This is a genomic window from Paenibacillus tengchongensis, assembly GCF_008973665.1.
Lineage (GTDB): Bacteria > Bacillota > Bacilli > Paenibacillales > Paenibacillaceae > Paenibacillus_AQ > Paenibacillus_AQ tengchongensis.
The window spans coordinates 172001-195985 of sequence record NZ_WACP01000011.1; the positions used below are offsets into that span (position 1 = coordinate 172001).

General features: G+C 55.4%; 25 protein-coding genes. 16 read left to right on the forward strand and 9 right to left on the reverse strand.

Annotated elements, in window-relative coordinates; genetic code table 11:
- Positions 1-76 precede the first annotated feature (76 nt).
- From F1381_RS18850 to pstB, 4 genes are all read left to right on the forward strand, one after another.
- Complete coding sequence (locus F1381_RS18850; RefSeq protein ID WP_151736384.1) at positions 77-1030, forward strand: phosphate ABC transporter substrate-binding protein; 954 nt, start codon at positions 77-79, stop codon at positions 1028-1030.
- A 104-nt stretch (positions 1031-1134) separates the two neighbouring features.
- Positions 1135-2037: a phosphate ABC transporter permease subunit PstC gene (gene pstC / locus F1381_RS18855; RefSeq protein WP_246188100.1), complete on the forward strand. Its 903-nt coding sequence runs from the start codon at positions 1135-1137 to the stop codon at positions 2035-2037.
- Complete coding sequence (pstA, locus tag F1381_RS18860) at positions 2034-2930, forward strand: phosphate ABC transporter permease PstA (protein ID WP_151736385.1); 897 nt, start codon at positions 2034-2036, stop codon at positions 2928-2930. The genes pstC and pstA overlap by 4 nt, the downstream gene beginning before the upstream one ends.
- A 34-nt stretch (positions 2931-2964) precedes the next feature.
- Positions 2965-3738 (forward strand): phosphate ABC transporter ATP-binding protein PstB, encoded by a 774-nt coding sequence (pstB, locus tag F1381_RS18865; protein WP_151736386.1) that lies wholly within the window; start codon positions 2965-2967, stop codon positions 3736-3738.
- A 95-nt stretch (positions 3739-3833) separates the two neighbouring features.
- Here pstB and F1381_RS18870 read toward each other — a convergent pair whose 3' ends face one another.
- On the reverse strand, positions 3834-4313 hold the full coding sequence (locus F1381_RS18870) for a GNAT family N-acetyltransferase (RefSeq protein WP_151736387.1): 480 nt from the start codon (positions 4311-4313) through the stop codon (positions 3834-3836).
- A 161-nt stretch (positions 4314-4474) separates the two neighbouring features.
- On the opposite strand from F1381_RS18870, the gene F1381_RS18875 reads away from it, so the two are divergent.
- Entirely contained in the window at positions 4475-4684 is a 210-nt protein-coding gene (locus tag F1381_RS18875; protein ID WP_151736388.1) for a helix-turn-helix transcriptional regulator, read from the forward strand.
- A complete protein-coding gene (locus tag F1381_RS18880; protein ID WP_151736389.1) occupies positions 4681-5148 on the forward strand; it encodes a DUF6773 family protein in 468 nt (155 codons plus the stop codon). Before F1381_RS18875 ends, F1381_RS18880 begins: the two co-directional genes overlap by 4 nt.
- A 71-nt stretch (positions 5149-5219) precedes the next feature.
- Here the strand turns inward: F1381_RS18880 and F1381_RS18885 are convergent, their stop codons facing one another.
- Together F1381_RS18885 and F1381_RS18890 are read right to left on the reverse strand one after the other, a co-directional pair.
- Positions 5220-6449 carry an aminopeptidase gene (locus tag F1381_RS18885; protein ID WP_151736390.1) on the reverse strand — a complete coding sequence of 410 codons (1230 nt, stop codon included), beginning with the start codon at positions 6447-6449 and terminating at the stop codon, positions 5220-5222.
- Positions 6450-6484: 35 nt separating this feature from the next.
- Complete coding sequence (locus F1381_RS18890; RefSeq protein WP_151736391.1) at positions 6485-7717, reverse strand: aminopeptidase; 1233 nt, start codon at positions 7715-7717, stop codon at positions 6485-6487.
- A 165-nt stretch (positions 7718-7882) separates the two neighbouring features.
- Between F1381_RS18890 and F1381_RS18895 the strand changes: the two genes are divergently transcribed.
- Complete coding sequence (locus F1381_RS18895; RefSeq protein ID WP_151736392.1) at positions 7883-8164, forward strand: hypothetical protein; 282 nt, start codon at positions 7883-7885, stop codon at positions 8162-8164.
- An 84-nt stretch (positions 8165-8248) separates the two neighbouring features.
- Here F1381_RS18895 and F1381_RS18900 read toward each other — a convergent pair whose 3' ends face one another.
- Positions 8249-9595 (reverse strand): TrkH family potassium uptake protein, encoded by a 1347-nt coding sequence (locus F1381_RS18900; protein WP_151736393.1) that lies wholly within the window; start codon positions 9593-9595, stop codon positions 8249-8251.
- Between the two features lie 148 nt (positions 9596-9743).
- Between F1381_RS18900 and F1381_RS18905 the strand changes: the two genes are divergently transcribed.
- The 3 genes from F1381_RS18905 to F1381_RS18915 are packed head-to-tail and all read left to right on the forward strand — an operon-like array spanning position 9744 to position 11127.
- Entirely contained in the window at positions 9744-10097 is a 354-nt protein-coding gene (locus F1381_RS18905; RefSeq protein WP_151736394.1) for a VOC family protein, read from the forward strand.
- 28 nt (positions 10098-10125) lie between these two features.
- Positions 10126-10593 (forward strand): GNAT family N-acetyltransferase, encoded by a 468-nt coding sequence (locus tag F1381_RS18910; RefSeq protein ID WP_151736395.1) that lies wholly within the window; start codon positions 10126-10128, stop codon positions 10591-10593.
- A 21-nt stretch (positions 10594-10614) separates the two neighbouring features.
- The gene (locus tag F1381_RS18915) at positions 10615-11127 is read left to right on the forward strand and encodes a GNAT family N-acetyltransferase (RefSeq protein ID WP_151736396.1); all 513 of its coding nucleotides are present in this window, start codon (positions 10615-10617) and stop codon (positions 11125-11127) included.
- A gap of 172 nt (positions 11128-11299) precedes the next feature.
- Here F1381_RS18915 and F1381_RS18920 read toward each other — a convergent pair whose 3' ends face one another.
- Positions 11300-12628, reverse strand: a complete 1329-nt coding sequence (locus tag F1381_RS18920; protein ID WP_151736397.1) for a hemolysin family protein — start codon at positions 12626-12628, stop codon at positions 11300-11302.
- A 114-nt stretch (positions 12629-12742) separates the two neighbouring features.
- On the opposite strand from F1381_RS18920, the gene F1381_RS18925 reads away from it, so the two are divergent.
- The 5 genes from F1381_RS18925 (at position 12743) to F1381_RS18945 (ending at position 20293) form a co-directional block, all read left to right on the forward strand.
- A complete protein-coding gene (locus F1381_RS18925; protein ID WP_151736398.1) occupies positions 12743-13510 on the forward strand; it encodes a DUF1836 domain-containing protein in 768 nt (255 codons plus the stop codon).
- Between the two features lie 80 nt (positions 13511-13590).
- A complete protein-coding gene (locus F1381_RS18930) occupies positions 13591-14802 on the forward strand; it encodes an MFS transporter (protein ID WP_151736399.1) in 1212 nt (403 codons plus the stop codon).
- Between the two features lie 240 nt (positions 14803-15042).
- Entirely contained in the window at positions 15043-16737 is a 1695-nt protein-coding gene (locus F1381_RS18935) for a TerB N-terminal domain-containing protein (protein WP_151736400.1), read from the forward strand.
- Positions 16738-16745: 8 nt separating this feature from the next.
- Positions 16746-18065, forward strand: coding sequence for an ATP-binding protein (locus tag F1381_RS18940; protein ID WP_151736401.1), 1320 nt, complete (start codon positions 16746-16748; stop codon positions 18063-18065).
- The gene (locus tag F1381_RS18945) at positions 18062-20293 is read left to right on the forward strand and encodes a DEAD/DEAH box helicase (protein ID WP_151736402.1); all 2232 of its coding nucleotides are present in this window, start codon (positions 18062-18064) and stop codon (positions 20291-20293) included. Before F1381_RS18940 ends, F1381_RS18945 begins: the two co-directional genes overlap by 4 nt.
- A 75-nt stretch (positions 20294-20368) precedes the next feature.
- Here F1381_RS18945 and F1381_RS18950 read toward each other — a convergent pair whose 3' ends face one another.
- The 4 genes from F1381_RS18950 to F1381_RS28420 form a co-directional block, all read right to left on the reverse strand.
- A complete protein-coding gene (locus F1381_RS18950; protein WP_151736403.1) occupies positions 20369-20542 on the reverse strand; it encodes a DUF4190 domain-containing protein in 174 nt (57 codons plus the stop codon).
- A 201-nt stretch (positions 20543-20743) separates the two neighbouring features.
- Positions 20744-22006 carry an MFS transporter gene (locus F1381_RS18955; RefSeq protein ID WP_151736404.1) on the reverse strand — a complete coding sequence of 421 codons (1263 nt, stop codon included), beginning with the start codon at positions 22004-22006 and terminating at the stop codon, positions 20744-20746.
- A 54-nt stretch (positions 22007-22060) separates the two neighbouring features.
- Complete coding sequence (locus F1381_RS18960; protein WP_151736405.1) at positions 22061-22996, reverse strand: LacI family DNA-binding transcriptional regulator; 936 nt, start codon at positions 22994-22996, stop codon at positions 22061-22063.
- Between the two features lie 144 nt (positions 22997-23140).
- On the reverse strand, positions 23141-23311 hold the full coding sequence (locus F1381_RS28420; RefSeq protein WP_187355448.1) for a hypothetical protein: 171 nt from the start codon (positions 23309-23311) through the stop codon (positions 23141-23143).
- Positions 23312-23433: 122 nt separating this feature from the next.
- On the opposite strand from F1381_RS28420, the gene F1381_RS18965 reads away from it, so the two are divergent.
- Complete coding sequence (locus tag F1381_RS18965) at positions 23434-23970, forward strand: GrpB family protein (protein ID WP_151736406.1); 537 nt, start codon at positions 23434-23436, stop codon at positions 23968-23970.
- Positions 23971-23985 lie beyond the last annotated feature (15 nt).

Here is a 23985-nt window from a genome sequence, read left to right on the forward strand (position 1 = left end):
ACTGCTGTAAACGGCACAGATAAAAAGGCCGCAGAAGCAGGCGTACGGAAAAACACTCAGGAGGAGACAACCAACAATGCAATTCAAGAAGAAATCGTGGATCATGGCTTTGGCTTTAACCAGTGTAGTAGCACTTTCGGCATGCGGCAACAACGGGGGAAATAATGCGGCAACCAATAACACAGGCAACAACACCGCTGCAAACAACACACAGAACAGCAGCGCAGAATTAAGCGGATCGATTCTGGCTTCGGGTTCCACGGCGCTGCAACCGCTCGTTGAGCAGGTCGCTGAACGCTTCATGGAAACCAACACCGGCGTAGATATTCAAGTACAGGGCGGCGGCTCCGGCACAGGTCTCACCCAGGTGGCTGAGAAGCAAGTCGATATCGGCAACTCCGACGTATTCGCTGAAGAGAAGCTGAAGGATGACGACGCGGAAAAAGCTGCAGCGCTCGTTGACCACCAGGTAGCGGTAGTAGCTATCGCGGCTGTATCCCATCCGGATGCCGGTGTGGACAGCCTGACCAAGCAGCAGCTGGTTGATATCTTCACCGGTAAAATCAAAAACTGGAGCGAAGTAGGCGGCGCCGATCAGGCGATCCAGATCATCAACCGTCCGGCCAGCTCGGGCACACGCGCTACCTTTGAAACCTTTGCCCTGGGAACCAAAACGGAAGACCTTCAAGGCTCCATTCAGGAAGATTCCTCCGGCACCGTTAAGAAAATGATCGGCGAAACTCCAGGAGCCATCGGTTATCTGGCCCTGTCTTACCTGGATGACTCCGTGAAGACACTGAACTACGACGGCGTAGAGCCATCCGTTGACAATGTAATTTCCGGTGACTATCCGGTGTGGGCCTACCAGCATATGTACACTAACGGCGAGCCTACCGGCGCTGTGAAAGCTTTCCTTGATTATTTCCTGACTGACGAAGTGCAGACCACCGACGTGGTTGAGCTTGGATACATTCCTGCTTCCCAGATGCAGGTATCCCGCGATGTTGAGGGAAATGTAACCACAAAGTAAATCTTGGGCATTTCAGGCACTATCCATTAAGAATGTTTTGAACTTCATGTGATAAGAGGCGGAATTCTTCTGCCTCTCTTTTCACTTTAGAAAGAGGGAGCAGCTTGAGCGTAAAACCAAAGAAAACAAGGCTTGAGAAGCATCATATCGAGGATCTCATCGGACGTTCCTACATGTCCTTATGCGTCCTGCTATTAGTTGTGATCATTGTATCAATGGTCTATTTTGTCGCGTCAAAGGGTCTGGCGAATTTCTTCAGCGGCAAAGTTTCGCTGTCTGAATTTTTTGGAGGCACCAAATGGGCTCCTGATGCGGAAACCCCATCCTATGGTGCACTGCCGTTCATTTCCGGCTCGTTCCTGGTCACGCTGCTTGCAGCGCTTATCGCCAGTCCTTTGAGCATCTGCGCGGCGCTGTTCATGACTGAAATCGTTCCAAGCTGGGGCAAAAAGCTGCTGCAGCCGGTCATTGAACTCCTGTCGGGGATTCCGTCTGTTGTATACGGCTTTGTGGGACTGAGTGTCATCGTGCCTTTCCTGCGCGACACGTTCCCAGGACAAGGCATCGGGGTATTCGCGGGCGCGCTCGTACTGTCGGTTATGATTCTGCCGACGATCACCAGTGTGGCCGCGGATGCCTTGGCCGCTTTGCCCCAGAACCTGAAGGAATCCTCGTTCGCGCTCGGCGCTACCCGCTGGCAGACGATCTCCCGGGTGATTCTACCAACGACCTTCCCGGCTATTATGACTGGTGTGGTATTGGGCATGGCCCGCGCGTTCGGCGAGGCGCTGGCTGTGCAGATGGTTATCGGGAACGCCCCGTTCGTACCGAAGTCACTGTTTGAATCGGCTTCAACCTTAACGAGCGTCATTACGCTTAGCATGGGCAATACCACTATGGGCTCTACCCACAATAACGCGCTGTGGAGCATGGCGCTGGTTCTTATGCTGATGACATTCCTGTTTGTCCTCGTCGTAAGAATGCTCGAAAGGAGAAATAAGATTTGAAGCCGAGAACCGCTGACAAAATAGCCACTACCGTTATTGTAGCCTTAGCTTTACTTATCGTAGCCATCCTCATCGGGCTGCTGGGATATATTCTGGTCCGCGGCTTGGGACATATCAGCTGGGACTTCCTGACCTCTGCGCCGCAGAAGATCCGCGCTGGGGGCGGGGTAGGTCCGCAGCTGTTCAACTCGTTGTTCCTGCTGGTGCTGACACTGCTGATCACCGTGCCGCTGGGCCTTGGTGCAGGTATTTTCATGGCGGAATACGCACGTCCGGGCAGATTGACCAACTTCATCCGCCTGATCGTTGAAGTATTGTCCTCATTTCCTTCGATCATCGTCGGCTTGTTTGGTCTCCTGCTGATCGTCAATTACTTTGATCTGGGCTTCTCGCTGGTGTCCGGTGCCTTGGCGCTGACCGTCTTCAACCTGCCGCTGATGGTACGTATTACGGAGCAGGCGTTCCGCGCTGTGCCGAAGCAGCAGAAGGAAGCTGGCTTTGCACTTGGGCTATCCAAGTGGAAGATCGTTACGTCCGTCCTGCTTCCAGTGGCGCTGCCGACGATTATCACCGGCACAATCCTTTCCGCCGGACGTGTCTTTGGGGAAGCGGCGGCACTGATGTTCACAGCGGGCATGAGCAGCCCGCGCCTCGATTTCAGCAACTGGAACCCGCTTAGCCCATCTTCACCGCTGAACCCGTTCCGCCCGGCTGAGACGCTGGCCGTGCATATCTGGAAGGTCAACAGTGAAGGCCTGGCTCCGGATGCTGCGGAGATCGCCGCTGGCGCATCCGCCGTGCTGGTCATCACCGTGCTGATCTTCAACCTGGCCGCCCGTTTCTTCGGACGCTATATTTACCGTAAGCTGACCGCTTCCAAGCGGATGAACTAAGACTTTTATAGAGGAAGACTGAGGAGGAGTATGGATGGGAACAGCGGCTGCAGTGCGTGAATCATTTCAAACGGAGAATCTGAGTATTTTTTACGGAACCTACGAGGCAGTGAAGGGGATCAGCCTGCCTTTCGCCCAGAATACAGTTACAGCGCTGATCGGTCCTTCGGGCTGCGGCAAATCGACCTTCCTGCGTTCCCTGAACCGGATGAACGACGATATTTCCGGCTCAACGACCAAGGGAAGCATCTGGATCGACGGCGTTGACATCAACGCTCCAGGCACCGATGTCATCAAGCTGCGGCAGAAGATCGGTATGGTCTGGCAGAAGCCGAATCCGTTCTATAAATCCATTTACGACAACATTGCCTTCGGCCCGAAATACCATGGCATTAAGAACAAGAAGGAACTGGACCAGATCGTTGAAAGCAGTCTGCGGCGCGCAGCATTGTGGGATGAGGTCAAGGACCGCCTGAAGGACTCCGCGCTGGCTCTGTCCGGCGGGCAGCAGCAGCGTCTCTGCATCGCCCGCGCCTTGTCCGTCAATCCGCAGATTCTGCTGCTGGATGAACCGGCATCGGCGCTGGATCCGGTCTCTACCGGCAAGGTGGAGGAGCTGATTAAGGAACTGAAGGAAGAGCTGCGGATTGTCATTGTGACCCACAATATGCAGCAGGCGGCGCGGATCTCGGACTTCACCGCTTACTTCTATCTTGGATCGCTGGTTGAATATGACAAGACGGAGAAGATCTTCAGCAACCCGGATAATCAGATGACGCAGGAATATATTATGGGCCGTTTTGGCTGAACCCAAGAGCAAACACCGCCGTCAGGCGGTGTTTTTTTTGATCTTACAGAAAATATATACCGGGGTTCGTGCAAATCGCTTAAATCAACTTCTTACTAAAGCTCAATTTTGGGGGTGTTTTGCGGGCATTTACCGTTGCTCGTTCTATATTTATCGGTTTCACTCAGCCGCATACAGATGCTGCGCTCCCGGAAGCCGAGTGCTGTCCAGAACAGCCTTCCGCGTTCGTTACAGGACAATACATCTACTTCGATGGCCTCTGCATTTAACACCTCCAGCAGCTTGGTGAAGGCCTGTCTGCCATAACCGTTCCTTCGGCTGTCCCGGCCAATAAAGAACTGCCGTAAATACAGGGGCTTACGGCTGTGGTTGACCAGAGCGTACCCGGCGACGGCGGGCCCGGCCATGAACTTGTAAGCGCGGTAATCCGTTTCTAGAAAGCCCCGCATTCTCTCCTTAAGCCCGGCAACATTCAGCGGATTGTCATGCTGTTCATCCTCAATCAGCTGCTTGTTCAGTGCAGCCAGCAGATCCAGGTCGTCCAGCGTACAGCATTCAATAACCAGTTCGTTCAAATAATCACCTCCTCCAATGCAGTGGCTGTTCTGCCCAGGAGCAGCTTTTAAGCGAAATGATTCGCTGCAGGATCACTTTTCCCTTTATGTGCAATATATAATTTACATAATGACCGTTATAGATTACAATACTTGCAAATAAGATAAACCGGGAGGATGCGGTGAAAGAACAGAAGAATATCAAACTGAAGCTGGCGCGGACGGAAAAGCAGCTTTCCCAGGAACAGCTGGCGGAGGCTGTAGGCGTTACAAGGCAAACGATCGGACTGATCGAAGCGGGCAAATATAATCCGACGATCCGCTTGTGTATTGCGATTTGCCAGGTGCTCGGGGTTACATTAAATGAATTATTTTGGGAGGATCAGGCATGAAGGGACGGAGAATAACCGACGAACGTGTAGTCAGTGAACTGCAAAGAATAGGATCACACGCCTTTGTGATCCTATTTGCCGGGGCGTTGGTGAGTGTGTTCGTAAAAGTATTCATTCTCAGCTGGGATTTGCGGTATTGGCTGGACAGCTTCTTGATCGTGATGGCGGCCTGCGTATATTATACATTCCGTGCCGTGAGAGGCGGGCTTTACCTGCCCTCAGACAGCATGTCAGAGCTGAAAGAGTTCAAAAAAGTAAATATGCTGGCTTCTGGCACAGCTGCCGTGCTGTATACGGCATTAATGATTGGATCTGATGTAGTGGAGAGTGGCGGGGGTGAGAACCTGCTGATGACGCTTCTGGAGAATCTGACCGGAGGCACCGTCTTCTTCCTCGTCATGACCTGGGTCCAGCTGCTGTTCGTCAAACGGTCCATCAAGAATGCAAGTAAAGACCTTGATTAAGGGCAGCTGCCCGCAACAAATAACCGCCCTCCGGCTTAGGAAGGCGGTTACTCGCATATATAGGAACGCTGTTAAGCCCAGTCCCCGCCCCGGAAGATAGGTTCGGCAGTGCCGTCGTCCGTAATTCCGTCGATATTCATATCGGCGGAGCCCATCATGAAATCAACATGGGTCAGGCTGTGGTTCATGCCTTTGGCGTCAAGCTGCTCCCGGGTCAAATGAATTCCGTCCTGGAGCGTGAAGGCATAGGCTGCGCCCAAGGCAATGTGGCAGGAGGCATTCTCGTCGAACAGCGTAGTGTAGAACAGAATACCGCTCTCCGAGATCGGCGAATGGTACGGTACAAGTGCAACTTCGCCAAAATAAGCTGCGCCCTCGTCCATCGATAGCAGGGATGCCAGCGCTTCCTGGCCGACTTCGGCACTGTATCCGGTCACTTTGCCATTCTCCAGCGTCAGGGTGAAACGGTCGATAATATTGCCGCCGTAGCTAAGCGGTTTGGTACTGCTCACTTTTCCGTTCGCGCCGCTCTTCAGCGGAGCGGTGAACACTTCCTCGGTCGGGATATTGGCAAGGAAAGGAACGCCTTTGCCGTTGACAGCTCCGGCCTGGCACCAGATATGGCCTTCAGGGAGCTCCACGGTCAAGTCTGTTCCGGCTGCGGTATAATGCAGCTTGCGGTATTTCTTGGTGTTCAGCAGTTCGCAGCGCTGCCGGAGGCCATCCAGATGGCTGCTCCAGGCGGCAAGCGGATCTTCCTGATCCGCGCGCACCGCTTTGAAGATAGCGTCCCACAGCCGCTCTACCTGCTCTTCAGCCGGTACATCCGGGAATACCTTGGCTGCCCAGGAAGGAGAAGGGAAGGCGATGCCGCTCCAGCTGACCTGGTTGGACATCATCATCTCGCGGTATGGCGCTTGCGCCTGTCTTACGGTGCGCATTTGGTCGGATATGCGGCTTGCTTCCACACCCTTCAGAAGATCGGGGTCGGCTGAAATAATCGTCAGGAAGGCAGCGCCTTTGCGGGCCAAATCTTCAAGCTCGTCGGCCTGCCAGGTCGGCGGCTCCAGGAAGCTCTCCGAAGGAGCCAGATCGTACCGGGACCGGGTTACATATTCGTCGGTATAATTGACTTTGACCAGCTTCGCGCCGGCTTCATAGGCTTTGCGTACAACCAGGCGAACCAGTTCGGCTGCGGCAATATCAGCATTGACGACCAGCGTTTGACCGGGCTGGATATTGACTCCCACTTTAACTGCCAGCAGTGCATAGTTCTCCAGCTTTTGCTTAAAATTCAGCATGTACATTCTCTCCTCCATAAACTGTCTCTGTTTGCTTAAAATGCCCAATTCCCTTTGAGGAAGACCGGCTCACGGGTTCCGTCCGGCAGAATTCCGTAGATATCCATGTCCGCCGAGCCGATCATGAAATCGACGTGGGTTACGCTCTGGTTCAGGCCGCGGGCAGCCTGTTCTTCCTGGTTCAGATCCTTTCCGCCCTGCAGACAGAAGGCATAAGCCATGCCGATGGCCAGATGGTTGGAGGCATTCTCGTCAAACAACGTATTAAAGTAGAGGATGCCCGATTCGGAGATCGGTGACTTGTGCGGAACAAGTGCAACCTCGCCCAGATATTTGGCGCCTTCGTCCAGACTGATCAGATATTCCAGGGAATCCTGCCCCTTTGCGGCAGTGACACTTGTGATACGTCCATTCTCGAAGGTAATGGAGAAGTCGTCGATGATGTTACCCCCGTAGCTCAGCGGTTTGGTGCTGTGAACGGTGCCGTTGACTCCGGTCTTCAGCGGGGCGGTGAACACTTCCTCCGTCGGCATATTGGCTACGAAGGTATGGCCTTTGGCATTGATGCTGTCGCCTTGGGCCCAATGATGATTCTCCGGCAAATCAATGGTCAGGTCGGTGCCGGGAGCTATGTAGTGCAGCGTTTTGTATTGCTTCTTGTTCAATACATCCGATTTCGCTTCCAGTGTGTCCAAGTGGGTCTGCCAGGCGGCTACAGGGTCTGCGGAATCAAGCCGTACCGTATGGAAGATGGCTTCCCAGAGCTGGTCGACCCGCTGCTCCGCCGGAAGATCCGGAAACACCTTATCCGCCCAGGCCTGCGTCGGAATCGCAATGACGCTCCAGCTGACCTTATCGGACATCTGATATTCGCGGTATTTGGTAAGCGCTGCTCCGCGTGTCTTCTGGTAGGCGGCAATCCGGCCCGGATCAATGCCTTTCAGCGCATCGGGATCCTCGGCAACAACGCTCAGGAAGGCGGCGCCATTCTCGGCCAGCTCGGTCATCTCACCGGCGAACCAGGTTGGTGCTGTCGTGAGCACTTCAGGAGCGGCATTCAGGAACATCTGGCGCGTAATGCTTTCATCGCTCCAGTTAACCTTTACCAGGCTTGCTCCTGCGGCATAGGCCTTGGCTGTGATCAGGCGGACAAATTCCGCAGCGGCGATGGGGGCGCTGATGACCAGCGTTTGCTGCGGCTGAATATTAATGCCGATCTTTACCGCGAGTTCAGCGTACTGATCAAGCTGTGTTTCGAAATGGGTCATATCTTCTCCTCCATTACTGATTTCTTCTATCGTATAAGCATTGTATTAAATTATTAACCGCCGGATGAAAAATGTCAATTATGCTGACAAACATAGGATTTGCGGTAATTTCAGTGTTATACTGAGTTGGTGAAAATGTTGAAGCGAGGAAAGGATGGACAGGCTATGAGCGTGCAGATCGTCAGGGCGGCAATGGGCCGCGATGAGGACAACCATTATATCGGGAAGACGGTATTTCATTACAGTGACCACAAAGCTCCTTATGAAATCACCTTTTTCAGCAAAAAGGGGAAAGACTGGGATTATAGTCTGAGCTTTGCCGGCGAGCCGGGCAGCGAAGAGCAGTTTCTGTCGCTGGATGCTCTGCTGGAGACGGATGACGATTTGTTCGATGAGTTGCTTGATGCCGCACTGGACAACGAAGCGGAAGCAACGGAAGAACCATAAACCTCAAAAATGCGTTCCTGTATACGGCAACCCCGCCGCGCACAGGAACGCATTTCTATGAAATAAGGAATATTTCAGCCGAATTCAGCCGATCGTGATATTGCCTTCCGGATGGCGGTACAATTCCTTATTATTCTTCGGCTTAATGGCGTAGGCTAGTGTCAGCGGTCCGGTCCGGCCGACGAACATCAGCAGAATCACCAGCAGCTTGCCGGCTGTGGTCAGCTGCGGAGTCAGACCCATTGTGATTCCGGAGGTCCCGAACGCCGATACCGCTTCGAACAGCACGGTCAGGAAATCGGCGCTTTCTGTCACGGACAGGATCATTGTAGCAACCGATACCAGCATCAGCGACAGCAAGGTCATGGTGATGGCCCTGTAGACTGTCTCTTTGGAAATCCGGTTGCGGAACATGACGATATCCTCTCTGCCGCGGATACGGGCATAGGCTGTGCTGATCAGCACGGCAAAGGTGGTCACCTTGATCCCTCCGCCGGTGGAACCCGGAGCGGCACCGATGAACATCATGAGGATCAGCATGAATTGGGTCGACTCCCGCAGCAGCGTTATATCGATGGTGGTTACGCCGCCGGAGCGCGGCGTAATCGCCTGCAGGAAGGAGGCCATCAGCTTGCCGCCCGGATGCAGCGGCGCCAGCGTGGAATACAGCTCCAGCATGAAGAAGAGTGCTGCTCCAAGAATAATAAGGGCTGCGGAGGCGGTCAGCACTACCTTGGAGTGCAGCGTAAGACGCTTGCGCTTCGGATAATCCAGAAGATCCGAAAGCACAATGAAGCCGATGCCGCCAAGAAAAATCAGCAGCATCGAGGTGATGTTGACGACCGGGTCTTCCACATACCGGGTCAAACCGGCGAACGGGCCGTGAATATCGCCGAACAAATCGAAGCCGGCGTTGTTAAAGATGGAGATGCTGTGGAAGATGCCATAGTACAGGGCTTTGCCTGCCGGCATATCAAGCATAAACCTGGCAGCCAGCAGCACGGCACCGCCCAGCTGAATCACCAGTGAATAAATCAGCACCCTGCGGATCAGCTTCACAATCCCCTGCATCGAGTGCTGATTCATGGATTCCTGCAGCAGCAGGCGTTCCTTTAGCGAGATCCGTTTGTTAAGCACAAGGGTAATCAAGGTGGCCATCGTTACAAAGCCGAGCCCGCCGAACTGGAACAGGACCAGCAGAACAATCTGCCCGAATACCGTGAGCTGGGTGCCGGTGTCGATGACAGCTAGCCCGGTGACGCAGGTAGCCGACGTGGCCATAAACATGGCGTCGATGACCGAAATTCGGTCGCCCGTAGAAGCGGCAGGCAGCGAGAGCAGCACGGTTCCGATCAGAATGAGTGCCGCAAAGCCCAGCGACAGTATTTTTGGCGGTGTAAGTCTGATATGTCCGAAGGATAGGTTAGCCAAAGTTCATTCTCCTGACGTCCGATAATGATCTTCCAAGATTATAGCATAACTTGCACCCGCCTTCCGACAGCGGGGAGGAAATTGGCTGATTTTAGCGAACTCATTACAGGACAATTCATTTCCAGCATCTCATGAGGAGGTTTATACGGTGACAAGTCCGATTCTGAATCAGATTGGCGCAGTCTTTATTCCGGTAAGCAACATTGAGAAGGCGAAAAGCTGGTATTGCAGCTTGCTGGAGCTTCCGGAGGACGGCGAAGTCCTGTTCGGACATTTGTATGTACTGCCGATGGAAGGACCGAATATTGTGCTCGACAGCAAAATCTATACGGCGGAAACGGTGTTGAAAATCCCTGCGTTTCATCTGAATACGGAAGATATCGATGCAGCCTATGATTATGTCAAAGCAAGCGGCGCAGAGATCATTACCGACATTGAACATGACCATTGGTTCAACTTCAAGGACCCGGACGGCAATGTGCTTATGATCTGCAGATGCTGACCGGATAGAGGCGGAGAGGGGAGATGGAATGATTAGAGAGGCAGCGGCTAAGGATGCGTCTTCCCTGGAGGTGTTATACCGCATCCTGCTGCCGGACCGCGAAGGGATTAAGGTGCTTCCCGATAGAATCGGGCAGATTGCCGCAAATCCGGGCAGTTTTCTTTATATTTATGAAAAAGACGGTGAGGCGGTGGCTACAGCCCATTTGCATTTATGCATGGATGCGCTGTGCGGTGACCGCCCGTTTGCCGTCATCGAACGGGTGGTCACCCTGCCGCAGCATCGGGGACAAGGGGTTGGCGAGGCGCTGATGCGCCATGCGGAAGCAGTGGCCTGCGCGCACGGCGCGCAGAAGATCATGCTCTCCAGCAACGCGCGGAGAACGGACGCCCACCGCTTCTATGAGAGGCTGGGGTATGACGGGGACCGCAGCAGGCTGTTCACCAAGATGCTGAAGCTCACGAATGACGGACAAGAATTAAAGGATAATCAGTGAGGATGGGAAGGTGTTTACAAGATGGGATTTGCAATCAGAGAATTGACTTCGTCGGATGCTTCGGAGCTGCTGGCCCTGCAGCATAGTCTCGATGAAGAGTCTGCGTTTATGATGCTGGAGCCGGGGGAGCGCAAGCGAACCGTCCAGCAGGTGGAGTCGATGATCCGGGGGTATGCCGAAGCGCCTAATTCGCTCCTGATCGGAGCGGAGACCGCAGGTAAGCTTGCGGGCTATTTGTCGGCCGGCGGTGGAGAGGCGAACCGGATCAGACACAGCGCGTATCTGGTTACAGGAGTACTGCGGGAGTATCAGGGGATGGGCATCGGCTCTGCACTGTTCTGCGAGCTGGACACCTGGGCGCGGCGTGCCGGCATGGTCCGGCTGGAGCTTACAGTAATGGTGCATAATGAACGGGCGATTGCGCTCTATACGAAGAACGGTTTCGAGATTGAGGGTCTCAAGAAGAAATCGCTGAAGGTGGACGGGGCATGGGTGGATGAGTACTATATGGGTAAAATATTGCAGGCAGACTGACAGCACCTCCGCCTTCACGATCTAATACATATGCAGCTAATAATGTGACCCCACAAAATGGGGCTTTGGCAAGGAGCTGATTCAGGTGCTTTGCGGGGACCCCGGTATAAACTTTCTTAATAAGTCTAAAAAAAGGCGCTCCCGCGGGAGCGCCTTTACTAATAAAAATTTATTATTCCGAAAGCAGTTCTGCCGTTTCATCGTTCAGCGGCCGGTCAATGAACACCTCAACCTTGCGGATGCGGTTCTTGTTCATCTCCCGCACGGTAAGGGTGACAAAGCCGTCGTGGATCATGCTCTTGCCGATGGCCGGCTCCGGCATGTGGCTGTACAGCCAGCCCCCGATCGTCGTCACTTCGTCGTCGTGGAAATCAAGGCCGGTCAGCTGCTTCACTTCCAGCAGGGAAACCTTGCCGTCAAAGATGTAATGATTGTCGCCGAGAGTCTCCACGTTCTTGCTCTCGTCGCCGTCGAATTCGTCGCGGATTTCCCCGACGATCTCTTCCAGAATATCCTCGATGGTAATCAGGCCAGAGGTACCGCCGTATTCATCGAGCAGAAGGGCGATGTGTACGCGTTCCTTCTGCATGCGGGTCAGCAGCGTCTTGACCGGCGTTACTTCAGATACGGTCAGAATCGGCAGGATCAGCTTTTTGAAGTCAAAATCAGGGTTATTGTCATACTGCAGATACAGCTGCTTGGTGTTGATCATCCCGATAATGTTGTCCTTGCTGCCGTCCGCAACAGGGAAACGGGTGTACTGCTCCTTGCGGATGATGCTGAAATTCTCCTGCAGCGAATGGTCGGTGAAGAGGCAGACCATGTCGGTGCGCGGCACCATGATCTCCTTGGCCAGCATCTCGTCAAAAGTAAAGATCCGGTTCACGTAGCCGTATTCGGCTTTGTTGATTTTGCCGTTCTCGTAGCTCTCCGACAGAATCAGGCGGATCTCTTCCTCGGAGTGCGCATCCCCGTGTTCACTGGCCGGCTTCATGCCGAACATCCGGACAAGCAGGTTGGCCGAGCCGTTCATGAGCCAAATCAGGGGGTAAAGAATTTTATAGAACCAAATAATCAGCGGTGCGGTAATCTGACTGATTTTTTCCGGAATATTGATAGCTGCAGTCTTAGGTGCAAGCTCCCCGACAACCACGTGGAGAAAAGTTGCGATCAGGAAGGCCAGGGCGAAAGCCAGCGGCTCCGATACATTGTGGCTGATCCCTGTAGCATCGAATACAGGCAGCAGCAATTGCTCAAATGCGGGCTCCGCCAGCGCACCGATCCCCAGCGCCGTAATCGTAATGCCCAGCTGACAGGCGGACAGATAACCGTCCAGGTTGGCCGAGACCCTCTGAATCGCGAGCGCATTCTTGCGCCCCTCCAGCACCATCTGACTGATCAGCGAGCTTCTGAGCCGCACCATCGCAAACTCGCAAGCCACAAAAAAAGCGGTTAAAATAATCAGAATTGCCACAAGCGTTAAACTAAGTCCTATACCCATAAAATCTTTACCATCCCTCTCGTCGTTAAAATAGGTTATACTCATATTATGAGTTCATATGAACCTATTGTACGAACTTTTTGTTAAAAGATCAAATGGTGAAGGGAGGCCATCATGGAAACTTTTACGTTAAGCCGAAGAGAGATGTCGGGATTGCTGCTTGCGCTCACCGGTAACTCCGAGCATAAGCCGCTGCAAATTCTGCAGGAAGCCTGGTCGAAATTCCATCCGGAAGAGGTGGAAAAAGGCAGGACCCTCCCGGCTTTTTTGTCTACGGACATTCCGCCGATTCTGCAGAAGATCATTAAAGGCGGCATCGTCAAAGGCTTTTCCCTGGGTGATATTGCCGCGCTTGGCCATCTTATTGAATACTCGACTCTGTCCGCTTCGGCGATGCAGAACTGGGTGAAACGCGATTTTAAGGAGTACCTCGGAGCCCCGCGCATCGGCAAAAAATATTCGCTCAACCAGGCCGCAATGCTGTTCATGGTCGATGACCTGAAAGCGTCACTCGACTTTGAGAGCATCCGCCAACTGTTCCGCATCCTGTTTCTGGCCCCGGAACGCGATGACGATGACCTGGTGGAACCGGCGCAGCTGTACTTCGGGTATGCCGAGCTGTTTGAAGAAATCAAACGCAATCCCGAGTTGCAGGCCCAGGGCCTTATTAAGCTCAGTTCGCTGGAGGCATATTACGGAAAAACGGACAGCCCGCTGAAGGCGGCGGCGGATAATTTAATGAAGCGTCTCAGCCATCTCACCCGGCCGCAGATCGAGGCTGTGCGGAATATGCTCATGATTGCAGCGGTCTCCGTACAGGCCTGTTATTTTCAGGCGCTGGCACGGCAGTATTTTAACGCCGCATTATTCCTTGATTTTTAAGTGCTGCAATTTTAGAATGTGGTAGTGAAACCCAAGTTGTACCAATAAGAGTACGGGTTGAAGGAAGAGGTGCCTTGTAGATGAGTCAAATGACGCTGCTCCGTGAGCCGAAATCCCGCAAGCTGCTGATGAGTGCGGGCCTCAGCTGGATGTTTGACGCCATGGATGTGGGAATGATTTCTTTTGTGGTGGCCGCGCTGGCCAAGGAGTGGGAATTGGGTCCGGAAAAAATCGGATATTTAACGAGCTTAAATTCCGTGGGGATGGCGGTGGGCGCCGCTGCGGCAGGACTATTGGCCGACCGGTTCGGCCGTAAATCGGTGCTGCTCTGGACGCTGCTGATCTTCTCGGCCGCCAGCGGCTTATCGGCGTTCGCCACGGGATACGCGGTGCTGTGCATGCTGCGCTTTGTCGCCGGCTTCGGCCTGGGCGGTGAGCTGCCTGTTGCCTCGACGCTCGTCTCCGAGAGCGTGCCTGCCAAGGAACGCGGACGGGCGGTTGTCCTGCTGGAGAGCTTCTGGGCCATCGGCTGGATTGCCTCCGCGCTGATTGCCTATTTCGTCATTCCCGATTACGGCTGGCGGGCGGCTTTTCTGATTGGTGCAGTGCCGGCGCTATACGCGCTCTATCTGCGGAAGGCCATCGATGATTCCCCGCGGTTCAATCAGGTGAAGCAGGCTCCGGTATCGCTGCGTAAGCGTGTGGCGGCGGTATGGTCCTCCGAGCACCGCAAATCGACGATCATGCTGTGGATATTGTGGTTTACCGTCGTCTTCTCTTATTATGGAATGTTTCTGTGGCTGCCCTCCGTTATGGTGCTTAAAGGCTTCAGTCTGGTCAAGAGCTTTGAGTATGTCCTCATTATGACGCTGGCGCAACTGCCCGGTTATTTCACAGCCGCTTATTTCATTGAGAAATACGGGCGCAAGTTTGTGCTCGTGATCTACCTGCTGTTCACGGCGTTCAGCGCCATCTGGTTCGGGAACGCTGATACAGAAGGCATGCTGATGGCGGCCGGCATCTGCCTCTCGTTCTTCAACCTCGGCGCCTGGGGCGGCATGTACGCCTACACCCCCGAGCTGTACCCGACAGCGGTCCGCTCCACCGGAACCGGGCTGGCTGCGGGCTTCGGACGGATCGGCGGCATACTGGCCCCTTCGATGGTCGGCCTGCTGGTTGCCAGATCGGTAGACATCGGCTCGATCTTTATGATCTTCTTCGTGACCATCATTATCGGCGCGCTCGCCGTATTGTTTCTCGGCAAAGAGACCAAAGGCACGGAGTTATCCTGAACAACGGGAACACTAATTCTTATTTTAACTTGCTGCCTATAAGCGGGAATGATAAGATGAGAGAAGTGAAATGAGCAGCAGACTTGATGGAACAAGCAGAGCTTACTTTAACGGTTCTTCACACTTTGTGAACAGAACCGTTTTTTACTTATACAGAATTTATAAGTTTCCGGGGCTAGCCTCCATGTAAAGGCACCACTTTGTGGGGTTATTTATAATATGGATCGAGAGTGATGACCTATGAAGAATGACGGGCGTGAGCCGCATTTCGCAGAGCTGGTCTGGGAGAATACGGAGCACAATCTGCCGATTCCCTCCCGGGAAGACGACCGGGCACAAGTGCCGCAGGCTGCCGTGACAGAGCGGGAGAAGAAAGCGGCTGAGCCGGCTGTTCAACTGCAGCTCTGGGATATGGAGACGAAGACGGAGCCGGTGACGACGACCGAGAGCCAGTTCGTGGTGCGGGCCAGAGAGCTTGCAGACCACAAGGAGCCGGCGGCGCTGTTCGTCCCGTTCAAGAGTTACTGGCCGACCTACGGCCATATGACCGGCGCACAGAGCCGCTGGTATTTCTTCTGGCGCGATGAGGCGAGGGCGGGGAACTACCTTAAGACGGATCTCTCTTATATCTTCCTGCATGTGTACGAGCTGATTAACGGCGTCGGCTGGGACGTACCCGAAGAAGGGCTGCGCCAGCTGTGGGAGCTGTGGGAGGCTTACCGTGAGCAGTTTAAGCGTCTGGATCAGTATCTGGGCGGCTGGATTGCCGATTTCTCCTTCGTCCACAAGCTGGATATTCCGCTCTCCCGCATCATTGCCCGCTCGCGCGGGCTCGCCGGGGATCTCGCCGAGCTGGAGCTGATGCGCTGCCTCACCGGAGCATCCGAGCAGTTAACCTTCGATGCGCTGACGGTGATGTCCGACTACGATATCAGCAAATCCAAATTCTATGCCGGGGAAGGCAAGGAAGCCTTAGAGAAATACATTCCTATGGTGGTCGCCCTGATCGATGCTTATGTGAAGCGTAAGCACGGCCAGACGCTTCTGGAGATGTTTCCGCCCGGCCCGGCCATTCCGCGGGAGCGGTATCTGTTCCGCAGCGCGGTGTACGATATTTCGCTGTACGGATACTCCGTGCTCGTGCCGGTGGTGCGGATCAGCAAGTCTCCGCCGCTGCGCAGCCTGGTCACCCGGCTGTTCCGGCTGACCGAGAACAAGCTGCGGGAGCTGCTGGGCTTCCGCGGGCGGCTGAAGGATGTCAGGGTCGACGCCGATATGGAGGAGCTGGTTACGCGTTTCCTGCGAAATGAATTCCGCAAGGCGGAGCAGGCCAACAAAGGGCCCGCCGTCGTCATCGACCGGGAGAAGCTGGAGCGGCTGCAGAGCGATTCGGAGATGGTCCGCTCGCTGCTGACGGTAGAGGATACGGAGCCGGAAGCATTGAGTGAAGGCGGCGCAGAAGTGCAGGCTGCAGAATCCTTGCCGGCGATGGCTGCAGAGCATCCGATTACAATAGATGAAGTAAGCGGTAAGGTGCTCAGCGGAACAGGCGCTGCTCCTGCGGGCGGTTCCCCAGAAGTTACAGGCGTTACCGCAGTTACGGGTGATCCCGCCGCAGTTCCGAGTGATCCCGCTGCAGTATCTGCCGGACCTGCCAATTTGGCTGCAGTGGACGAAACACCAGCGGAAGCGGGAGATCCGGCCTGGAGCGGGTTCGTTACCAGCCTGACCTCGCTCCAGCGGGAAGTGATTCTGGCTGTGGCGGAAGAAAACTTATCCGCCGCTGAACGGATCGCAGCTGCTGCCGGCACAATGACTGAGCTCTTGTTCGACGAGATTAACGGGCTGGCCATGGACTGGCTGGGCGATCTGCTGATCGATAACGAGGCGGTTAATGAAGAATGGCTGCCTATGCTGCAATCTATGAAGAGGTGAAATCTGGCATGAGTGAACTGAGAATACCGAAGCGCGTCAGCACCGCGCTCGTCAATTCATTGACGGCGGGTGTAGTGCCGCGCATCGGACTTGAGCATATCGCTGTCGGCCGGCTGCCTGAGGTGGAGGCGATTCTGCGCGATATGGACAATATCGCCGAGGGCGGAGCCGCCTTCAAGCTGATTACCGGCCGGTATGGCAGCGGCAAGAGCTTTCTGCTGCAAATGATCCGCAACTACGCCATGGACCGCGATTTCGTGGTTGCAGACGCCGACCTTTCGCCGGAGCGGCGGCTTGTCGGTACGAAAGGACAGGGCCTCGCCACCTACCGCGAGCTTATGAGCCATCTTTCTACGCGTACCCGGCCGGACGGTGGGGCGCTGGAGCTGATGCTGCAGAAGTGGATCATGTCGCTGCAGCAGGCGGCGATGCAGGAGACGGGATATGCTCCCGGTTCTCCAGAGCTCGGGACGGAGGTGGAGCAGCGGATTTATGCGGTGACCGCAGAGATGCGCGGGCTGGTGCACGGCTTCGACTTCGCCAAGGTGCTGGCCGCTTACTGGAACGGCCATAAGCTGGCCGACGACGGGCAGAAGCAGGATGCGCTGCGCTGGCTGCGCGGCGAGTTCGCTACGCGCACCGAAGCGCGGAATGCGCTGGGGGTCGGCGTCATCATCGACGACGACAACTGGTACGATTATATGAAGCTGTGGGCGGAATTTACCGGCGCCATCGGCTATAAGGGCTTGCTGCTGTTTATCGACGAAGGGGTTAACCTGTACAAGATCACGAACAGCGTCTCGCGTCAGAGCAACTACGAGAAGCTGCTGACCATGTTCAACGATACGATGCAGGGCAAGGCGGAACGGCTGGGCATCTTCATCGGAGGTACGCCGCAGTTCGTGGAGGACGGCCGGCGCGGCCTGTTCAGCTATGAGGCGCTGCGCTCCCGGCTGGTCGCCGGCCGCTACGGCGGCGCCGGGCTGAACAATTACACCGGCCCGATCATTGCGCTCGAGATGCTCTCGCACGAAGAGATCCTGGTGCTTCTGCAGAAGCTGCGCGATATCCATGCGCTGCATTACGGCTATGCGCCGATGCTGACCCAGGCGCAGCTGGTCCACTTCATGGAGGAGGCGGTCGGCCGGCTGGGCGCGGACGAGCTGCTCACCCCCCGAGAAGTGGTGCGTGACTTCATGGACCTGCTGCATACGTTGAGCCAGCATCCCGATCTTACGTTTGAGCAGCTGGTCGGAGAACGCAAGGTCAAGCCGGCGGAAACGGACGAAGGCGGGCTGGACGGCTTCCTGGCGGAGTTTGACCTATGAGCGGGAACCCGTTTCACCGTCTGGCGCCGTTTATTAAGGAATTTATTTATAAGCACCGCTGGGAGACGCTGCGCGAAGCCCAGGTTGATGCCTGCCGCGTGCTGTTCGATACGCCGCATCATCTGCTGATTGCCTCCGGCACGGCCTCAGGCAAGACGGAAGCGGCGTTCTTCCCGGCGCTCACCGAGCTGCATGAGTCGCCGGCGCGCTCGGTCGGCATTCTGTACATCGCGCCGCTCAAGGCGCTGATCAACGACCAGTTCGCCCGTCTGAATGACCTGCTGCGCGAAGGTAATATCCCGGTCTGGCACTGGCATGGCGATGTGCCGCAGGCCGACAAGACGAAGCTGATGCAGAACCCTTCGGGCGTCCTGCAGATTACGCCGGAGTCGCTGGAAGGGCTGCTCATGAACCGGCCGAACGCGATCCCTGCGCTGTTCCATGATCTGCGGTTCATCATCATCGATGAGGTCCATGCCTTCATGGGCGCCGATCGCGGTATTCAGGTGCTGAGCCAGCTGGCGCGCATCTCGCGGATGGCAGGCTGCCATCCGCGCCGGATCGGCCTGTCGGCCACGCTGAGTGACTATGCTTCCGTGACGGAGTGGCTCGCTGCCGGTACGCGGGAGAGCGTGGAAGTGTCCGCTCCCCAGGGCGGACGCAAGCTGCGCCTCAGCGTGGAGCACTTCTCGTTCCCGGATGCGCGCAATGAAGAGCAGGCGGAGCATCTGGAGCGGGCGAAGCAGGCCTACCACACCTTCGTGTATGATCACACGCACCTGAAGAAGGCGCTGATCTTCACCAACAGCCGCAGCGACGCCGAGGAGGCGATACTGGAGATGCGGCGGATCGCCGCGAAGCGCGGCGAGCGCGACGTGTTCCATGTACATCACGGCAGCATCTCCGCGATGCTGCGCGAAGAGACGGAGGCGGCGCTCCGCCAGGGTCCGGGTCCCGCTGTAGCCGCAGCGACGCTGACGCTGGAGCTGGGCATCGACCTCGGCGAGCTCGAGCGCGTGGTGCAGCTCGGCGCGCCGTACAGCTGCGCGAGCTTCGTGCAGCGGCTCGGGCGCTCCGGGCGGCGCGGCGATGCCGCCTCCGAGATGGTCTTCGTCACGCCGGAGGAAGAGGACGAAGAAGCACAGCTCCCGGCACGGATGCCGTGGACGCTGCTGCGGGCCATCGCCGTCATCGAGCTTTACGTGCGGGAGAAATGGGTCGAGCCGCTGAATGTGCGGCAGCTCCCGGTCGGACTGCTCTATCATCAGACGATGAGCATCCTCAAAAGCATAGGCGAGGCGGAGCCGGAGGACCTGAAGGCAGCTGTGCTGAGCCTGCCCTCTTTCCGGGGCATCGCTTCCGAAGACTATGATGCCTTTATGGAGTACATGCTCGGGATGGGCCACATCGAGCAGCTGGACGAGGGAGGGCTCCTGATCGGCCTCGCGGGCGAGAAGATCGTCAACAACTTCCGTTTCTACGCCGTGTTCAAAGACGATGAGGAACATGTTGTTTATAACGGGACGGAAGAGATTGGCTCGATTACTACCGTTCCGCCGCCGGGATACTGCTTCTCCCTGGCCGGGAAGCTGTGGAAGGTGGAAGAGGTGGACAACCGCCACAAGGCAGTCTATGTCAAGGGCTCGCGCGGCAAGGTTGATACCCTTTGGCTTGGCGGCGGGGGAGACATCCACACCCGGATCATGACCAAGATCAGTGAAGTGCTGGGATCAACCGCGCTGTATCCGTACCTGGCGCCGAGCGCCGCTGCGCGGCTGGAGCGGGCCCGCCGGCTCGCCAAGGAGAGCGGGCTTCTGACCCGCTCGGTGCTGCCGGCAGGCGGCGACTCCGTATTCATCCTGCCCTGGGCCGGCAGCCGCCAGTTCCGGACGCTGGAACGCCTGCTCAAGAACAATCTGAAGAGCAGGCTGGGTCTGCGCACCGTGATGCCGATGGAGCCCTACTATATGGTGGTCGCCGGTAAAGCGGACGCCGAGACCCTGGAGGAAGAGATTATGGCGGAGACGGCCGCAGCGGCCGATCCGCTGATGCTGCTCGGACCGGATGAAGCGCCCTATCTCGGCAAATATGACGAGTTCATTCCTCATGACTTGCTGCGCAAAGCGTTTGCCCTCGACGGCCTGGATGTGCCGGGATTGACCGAGGTGCTGAAGCAGTGGCGTCAGCCCGGTAATGATTTAGAATATAGCAATTGTCCTCCAAAGTGAGGCTCGCGAAAAGGGTGTCTATAAGCCTAAAGATGGCTTACGGACACCCTTTTTTCTTGTCATGCGGATGATCATTCATACAAACAAAGTTCCGATAATTCCGCAGACCAGTCCGGCGATGGCCAGCCCATGGCTCCGTTCGCGGCGCCTGTTTAATTCTTTAAAGGCGAGAGCGGCAAGGAAAATGGCGATGATCCCCAGGACCATGCCGATCCAGGGAATTACTATGGCGAGGATACCCAGCACCAGGGCGGAGACCGCCTTGTTGTTGGTCTGTACCGGCGGGTACGGCGGCGGAGGAAAAGGCTCTCCGCGGTAACGCTCATAGCAGCGTAAGCTCCTTTATCCGGATAGTGAGTTACCAGCTTACGTGAAAAGGGAGTAGTTACAGGTGCCGGTTATATCTCATTCTATATTCCCAGGGATTCAGGATAGGATCTTTTTTACGATTCAGCGGTATTCCCGGATCGCCTTGAATTTCAGCACGGACAAGCCGGATAGAAGGAACAGCAGGAGGCCTGCCGTCAGCATGGCCCAAGGCGGGCCGAAGGCGTCAGAGGCGGTGGAGAACAAAGCCAGACCGAGCGGCGGCGCCACTGTCATTACTGAATTAAGCACGCCGAACAGCCGGCCCTGCAGCTCATCCGGAACCTCCAGCCGCAAAATAATATTGATCAGCAAGGTGCAGAAGGAGAACATAACACCGATGAAGAGAATGAAGGCAATGGCAATAACCATAGAGGAAACTAGAGAAAGGAGGGCATACAAAGGACCCAATGCAAGCATGGCGGCACAGACCACAGCTCCGCGTCGGTGCAGCTTATTGCCGAGCGAGAGAATGAGCGCAGAGCCGAGCATGTAACCCAGCGGAATGCAGCTCTCCATCAGGCCGAACTGAAAGGGTGTCGCCCTCCAGACCTGTACGGCCATGACTTGGGTAAGCATCAGACAGGAGAGGAAGAACAAGGACAATACCGGCAGCATAAAGACGATCGCCCGCGCAAAGGAATTGCCCCAGATATAACGGAAGCCGCCGAGGATGTCCTGCTTGAAGGGGCGCTTCGTCCGGCCGGTGGCGGCGGTGGCCGCAAATGGCCCGGCAATCGTGACCAGCACGAATGCCAGGAGAAAGGTCAGACCGTCCACCAGAATCGCCGGAGCCCCTCCAAAGGCGGCGACGAAGATACCTCCGAGTGCATAGCCGGCCGAGCGGGAGATATTCTCGGACAAGGTCATCCATCCGGCAGCTTGCTGAATGTGCTCCCTGCCGACGACGTTCAGGAGGGATGCCTGGAAGGCCGGGGCATGGAATTGCCCGGCAGCCGTAACGATTGCCGTAAGACAGACAAACAGTGTAAACGGGGGAGAGGCCATGGTCATCACCGAGGCAATAGCCAGCACAGCCGTACATTGCACCAGATACGCGCCTAGCATCAGCTTGCGGCGGCTGACCCGGTCGGCGATGGTGCCTGCAATGCTGCCCAGCAGCGAGCAGACAATCATGTTGGTCACAGTCATGATGCTCATCATGGCGGCGCTGCCGGTGACCTGAAGTACCCAGAGGCTGAGCGCCAGACTATGGAAGGCGTTGCCGAGCACCGTAAAGGTGCTGGCGCTGAACAGCAGCAGAAATACTTTGTTCTTATAAAGCACTGGATACGAATGCTGTGCAGGTACTGGAGCTGCGGCATGGGAAAGATTAGACGAATCCATTCATAATAACCTCCTCAACGACTTAACTTAAACGTTTAAGTTATTATAAAAGATTTAAGTCGCAACATCAACCAAAAATTGGTTGGCGCCAGCAAGAGGGAGGGAATCTCCGGATCCCAGCGCCTGCATGACCTCGAAGGCGGTCTCTGCCCGGTTATTCCGGAAAGTGACGGTCCGTATACCGTTTGGCACTATTTCAGGTAAGCCGCAGGTGCAAAGCACGGTCAGTCGGGAGGCGGGAATTATCTTAGCAATCACGGCCGCCAGAAATTCATTGATGATGATAAAATGCCGGTCATTGTTCATCTGTATGAATTGTTCCAGCGCTTCGGACGAGCCGCTTTCATTAGATACTTCATATATGTATTGCCGGGACAGCCGGGAATTGACAGCGATCCACTCCGTCAATGCGGCATTATGAAATTGCTCCATAATCAGGCACGGAGGGGCCGTAGAAGCTGCTGCTGCATACTCCAGCGCTAACGGGTAATTATAGTTCACCTGATTAAACAGCGGATCTTCGATTCTGCTGTTCAGCAGAATTACCGGAACTCCTTCCATAAAGTTCGAGGAAATCCGATAGAACATATCATCTTTTGGGTCCACGACAAATACGGCTTCCAGCTTACGTTCCCGGATAATATCCATCGCGGGCGCCTCCGGGATCAGACTGACCAGCAGGGTATGGTAACCGGCTCCGGTGAGCAGCTGTTCCAGGCTCTCGACCAGACTCATATGGCTGTTTCGGCTCCAGAAAGGGAGGCCGCTTGTCTTGTTAAGCAGAATTCCAACCAGACCGCTGCGCTGCTTGACCAGCGACCGGGCGGCCAGATTGGGCACATAATTCAATTCCTTGGCGATTTGCCGGATGCTCTCACGGGTATGGTCCGCAATGGTCTGGTTCGGAACGTTGTTCAGCACATAGCTTACGGTCGCCACCGATACATTCGCCAGGGCGGCGATGTCCTTAAGTGTTGCTTTCTTTTTCATCTGCTGCCGCTCCTTTACTCTCTTCTAGGACCAACACTATCACCGCCAGCCCCGGCAAGTCAATGAACGGCAGCTTTCCGCAAGCTTGTATATTAAAAAACTGCCTGACCGTCTATACCGACAGATCAAGCAGTTCCGTGCTAATCAGGTTTCATTTTTGGTCACATTGTTCAGGCTCGGCACATAATCGGCGGCTTTGCTGTCCTTTAAAGGCTCGGCTTCCTCCGTAAAATGTGCGGCGTCATAACGGTTATCTTTGCTGTCCGCATGGTTGTTGGCGCGGCTGTATTTGGCATCAGAATTATTTTTAGGCATGGCTATCACCTCCATTTGTCTTTCGTTAATATGAGAAGGAGGCGTGCGTTTTATGCCTGCCGGGCGGTGGACGGCTCTGTTATAATCAGGTGGATAAAATCCGATATGTGAGGTGACAACCCATGCCGAATTCTGCGGACCGGAATCCTGTTATTATTGTTCCGTACGACCCCGTCTGGAAAAATGAGTTCCGGCGTATCCAAGCACGTATGTTGGAGATTGCCGGTGATCTTATTATTGCCGCTGAACATGTGGGCAGTACATCGGTGGAAGGGCTACCCGCTAAGCCTATTATTGATATTGACCTGGTGATGGAAAGCTATGACACTCTGCCTGTGATCATTGAGCGGCTGGGTCTACACGGCTATGTCCATGAGGGGAACATGGGCATCGAAGGCCGCGAAGCGTTTCGCGCCACCAGGGATGACGGATTTATGCCATATCATCTTTATGTGTGTCCCAAGGACGGAAAAGGATACCTGGAGCACATCGCTTTCCGCGATCACCTGCGTGATCACCCGGACGCCCGCGATGCTTACGGACAATTGAAGCTGGCCCTTGCGGAGCAGTTCCGGGAGGACAGAGAGGGCTATGGTTCTGCAAAGACTGCTTTTGTACAGGGAATTTTGCGTGAAGCCGGTTTATCAGAAGCTATTTAATCTTCTTACAGCTCT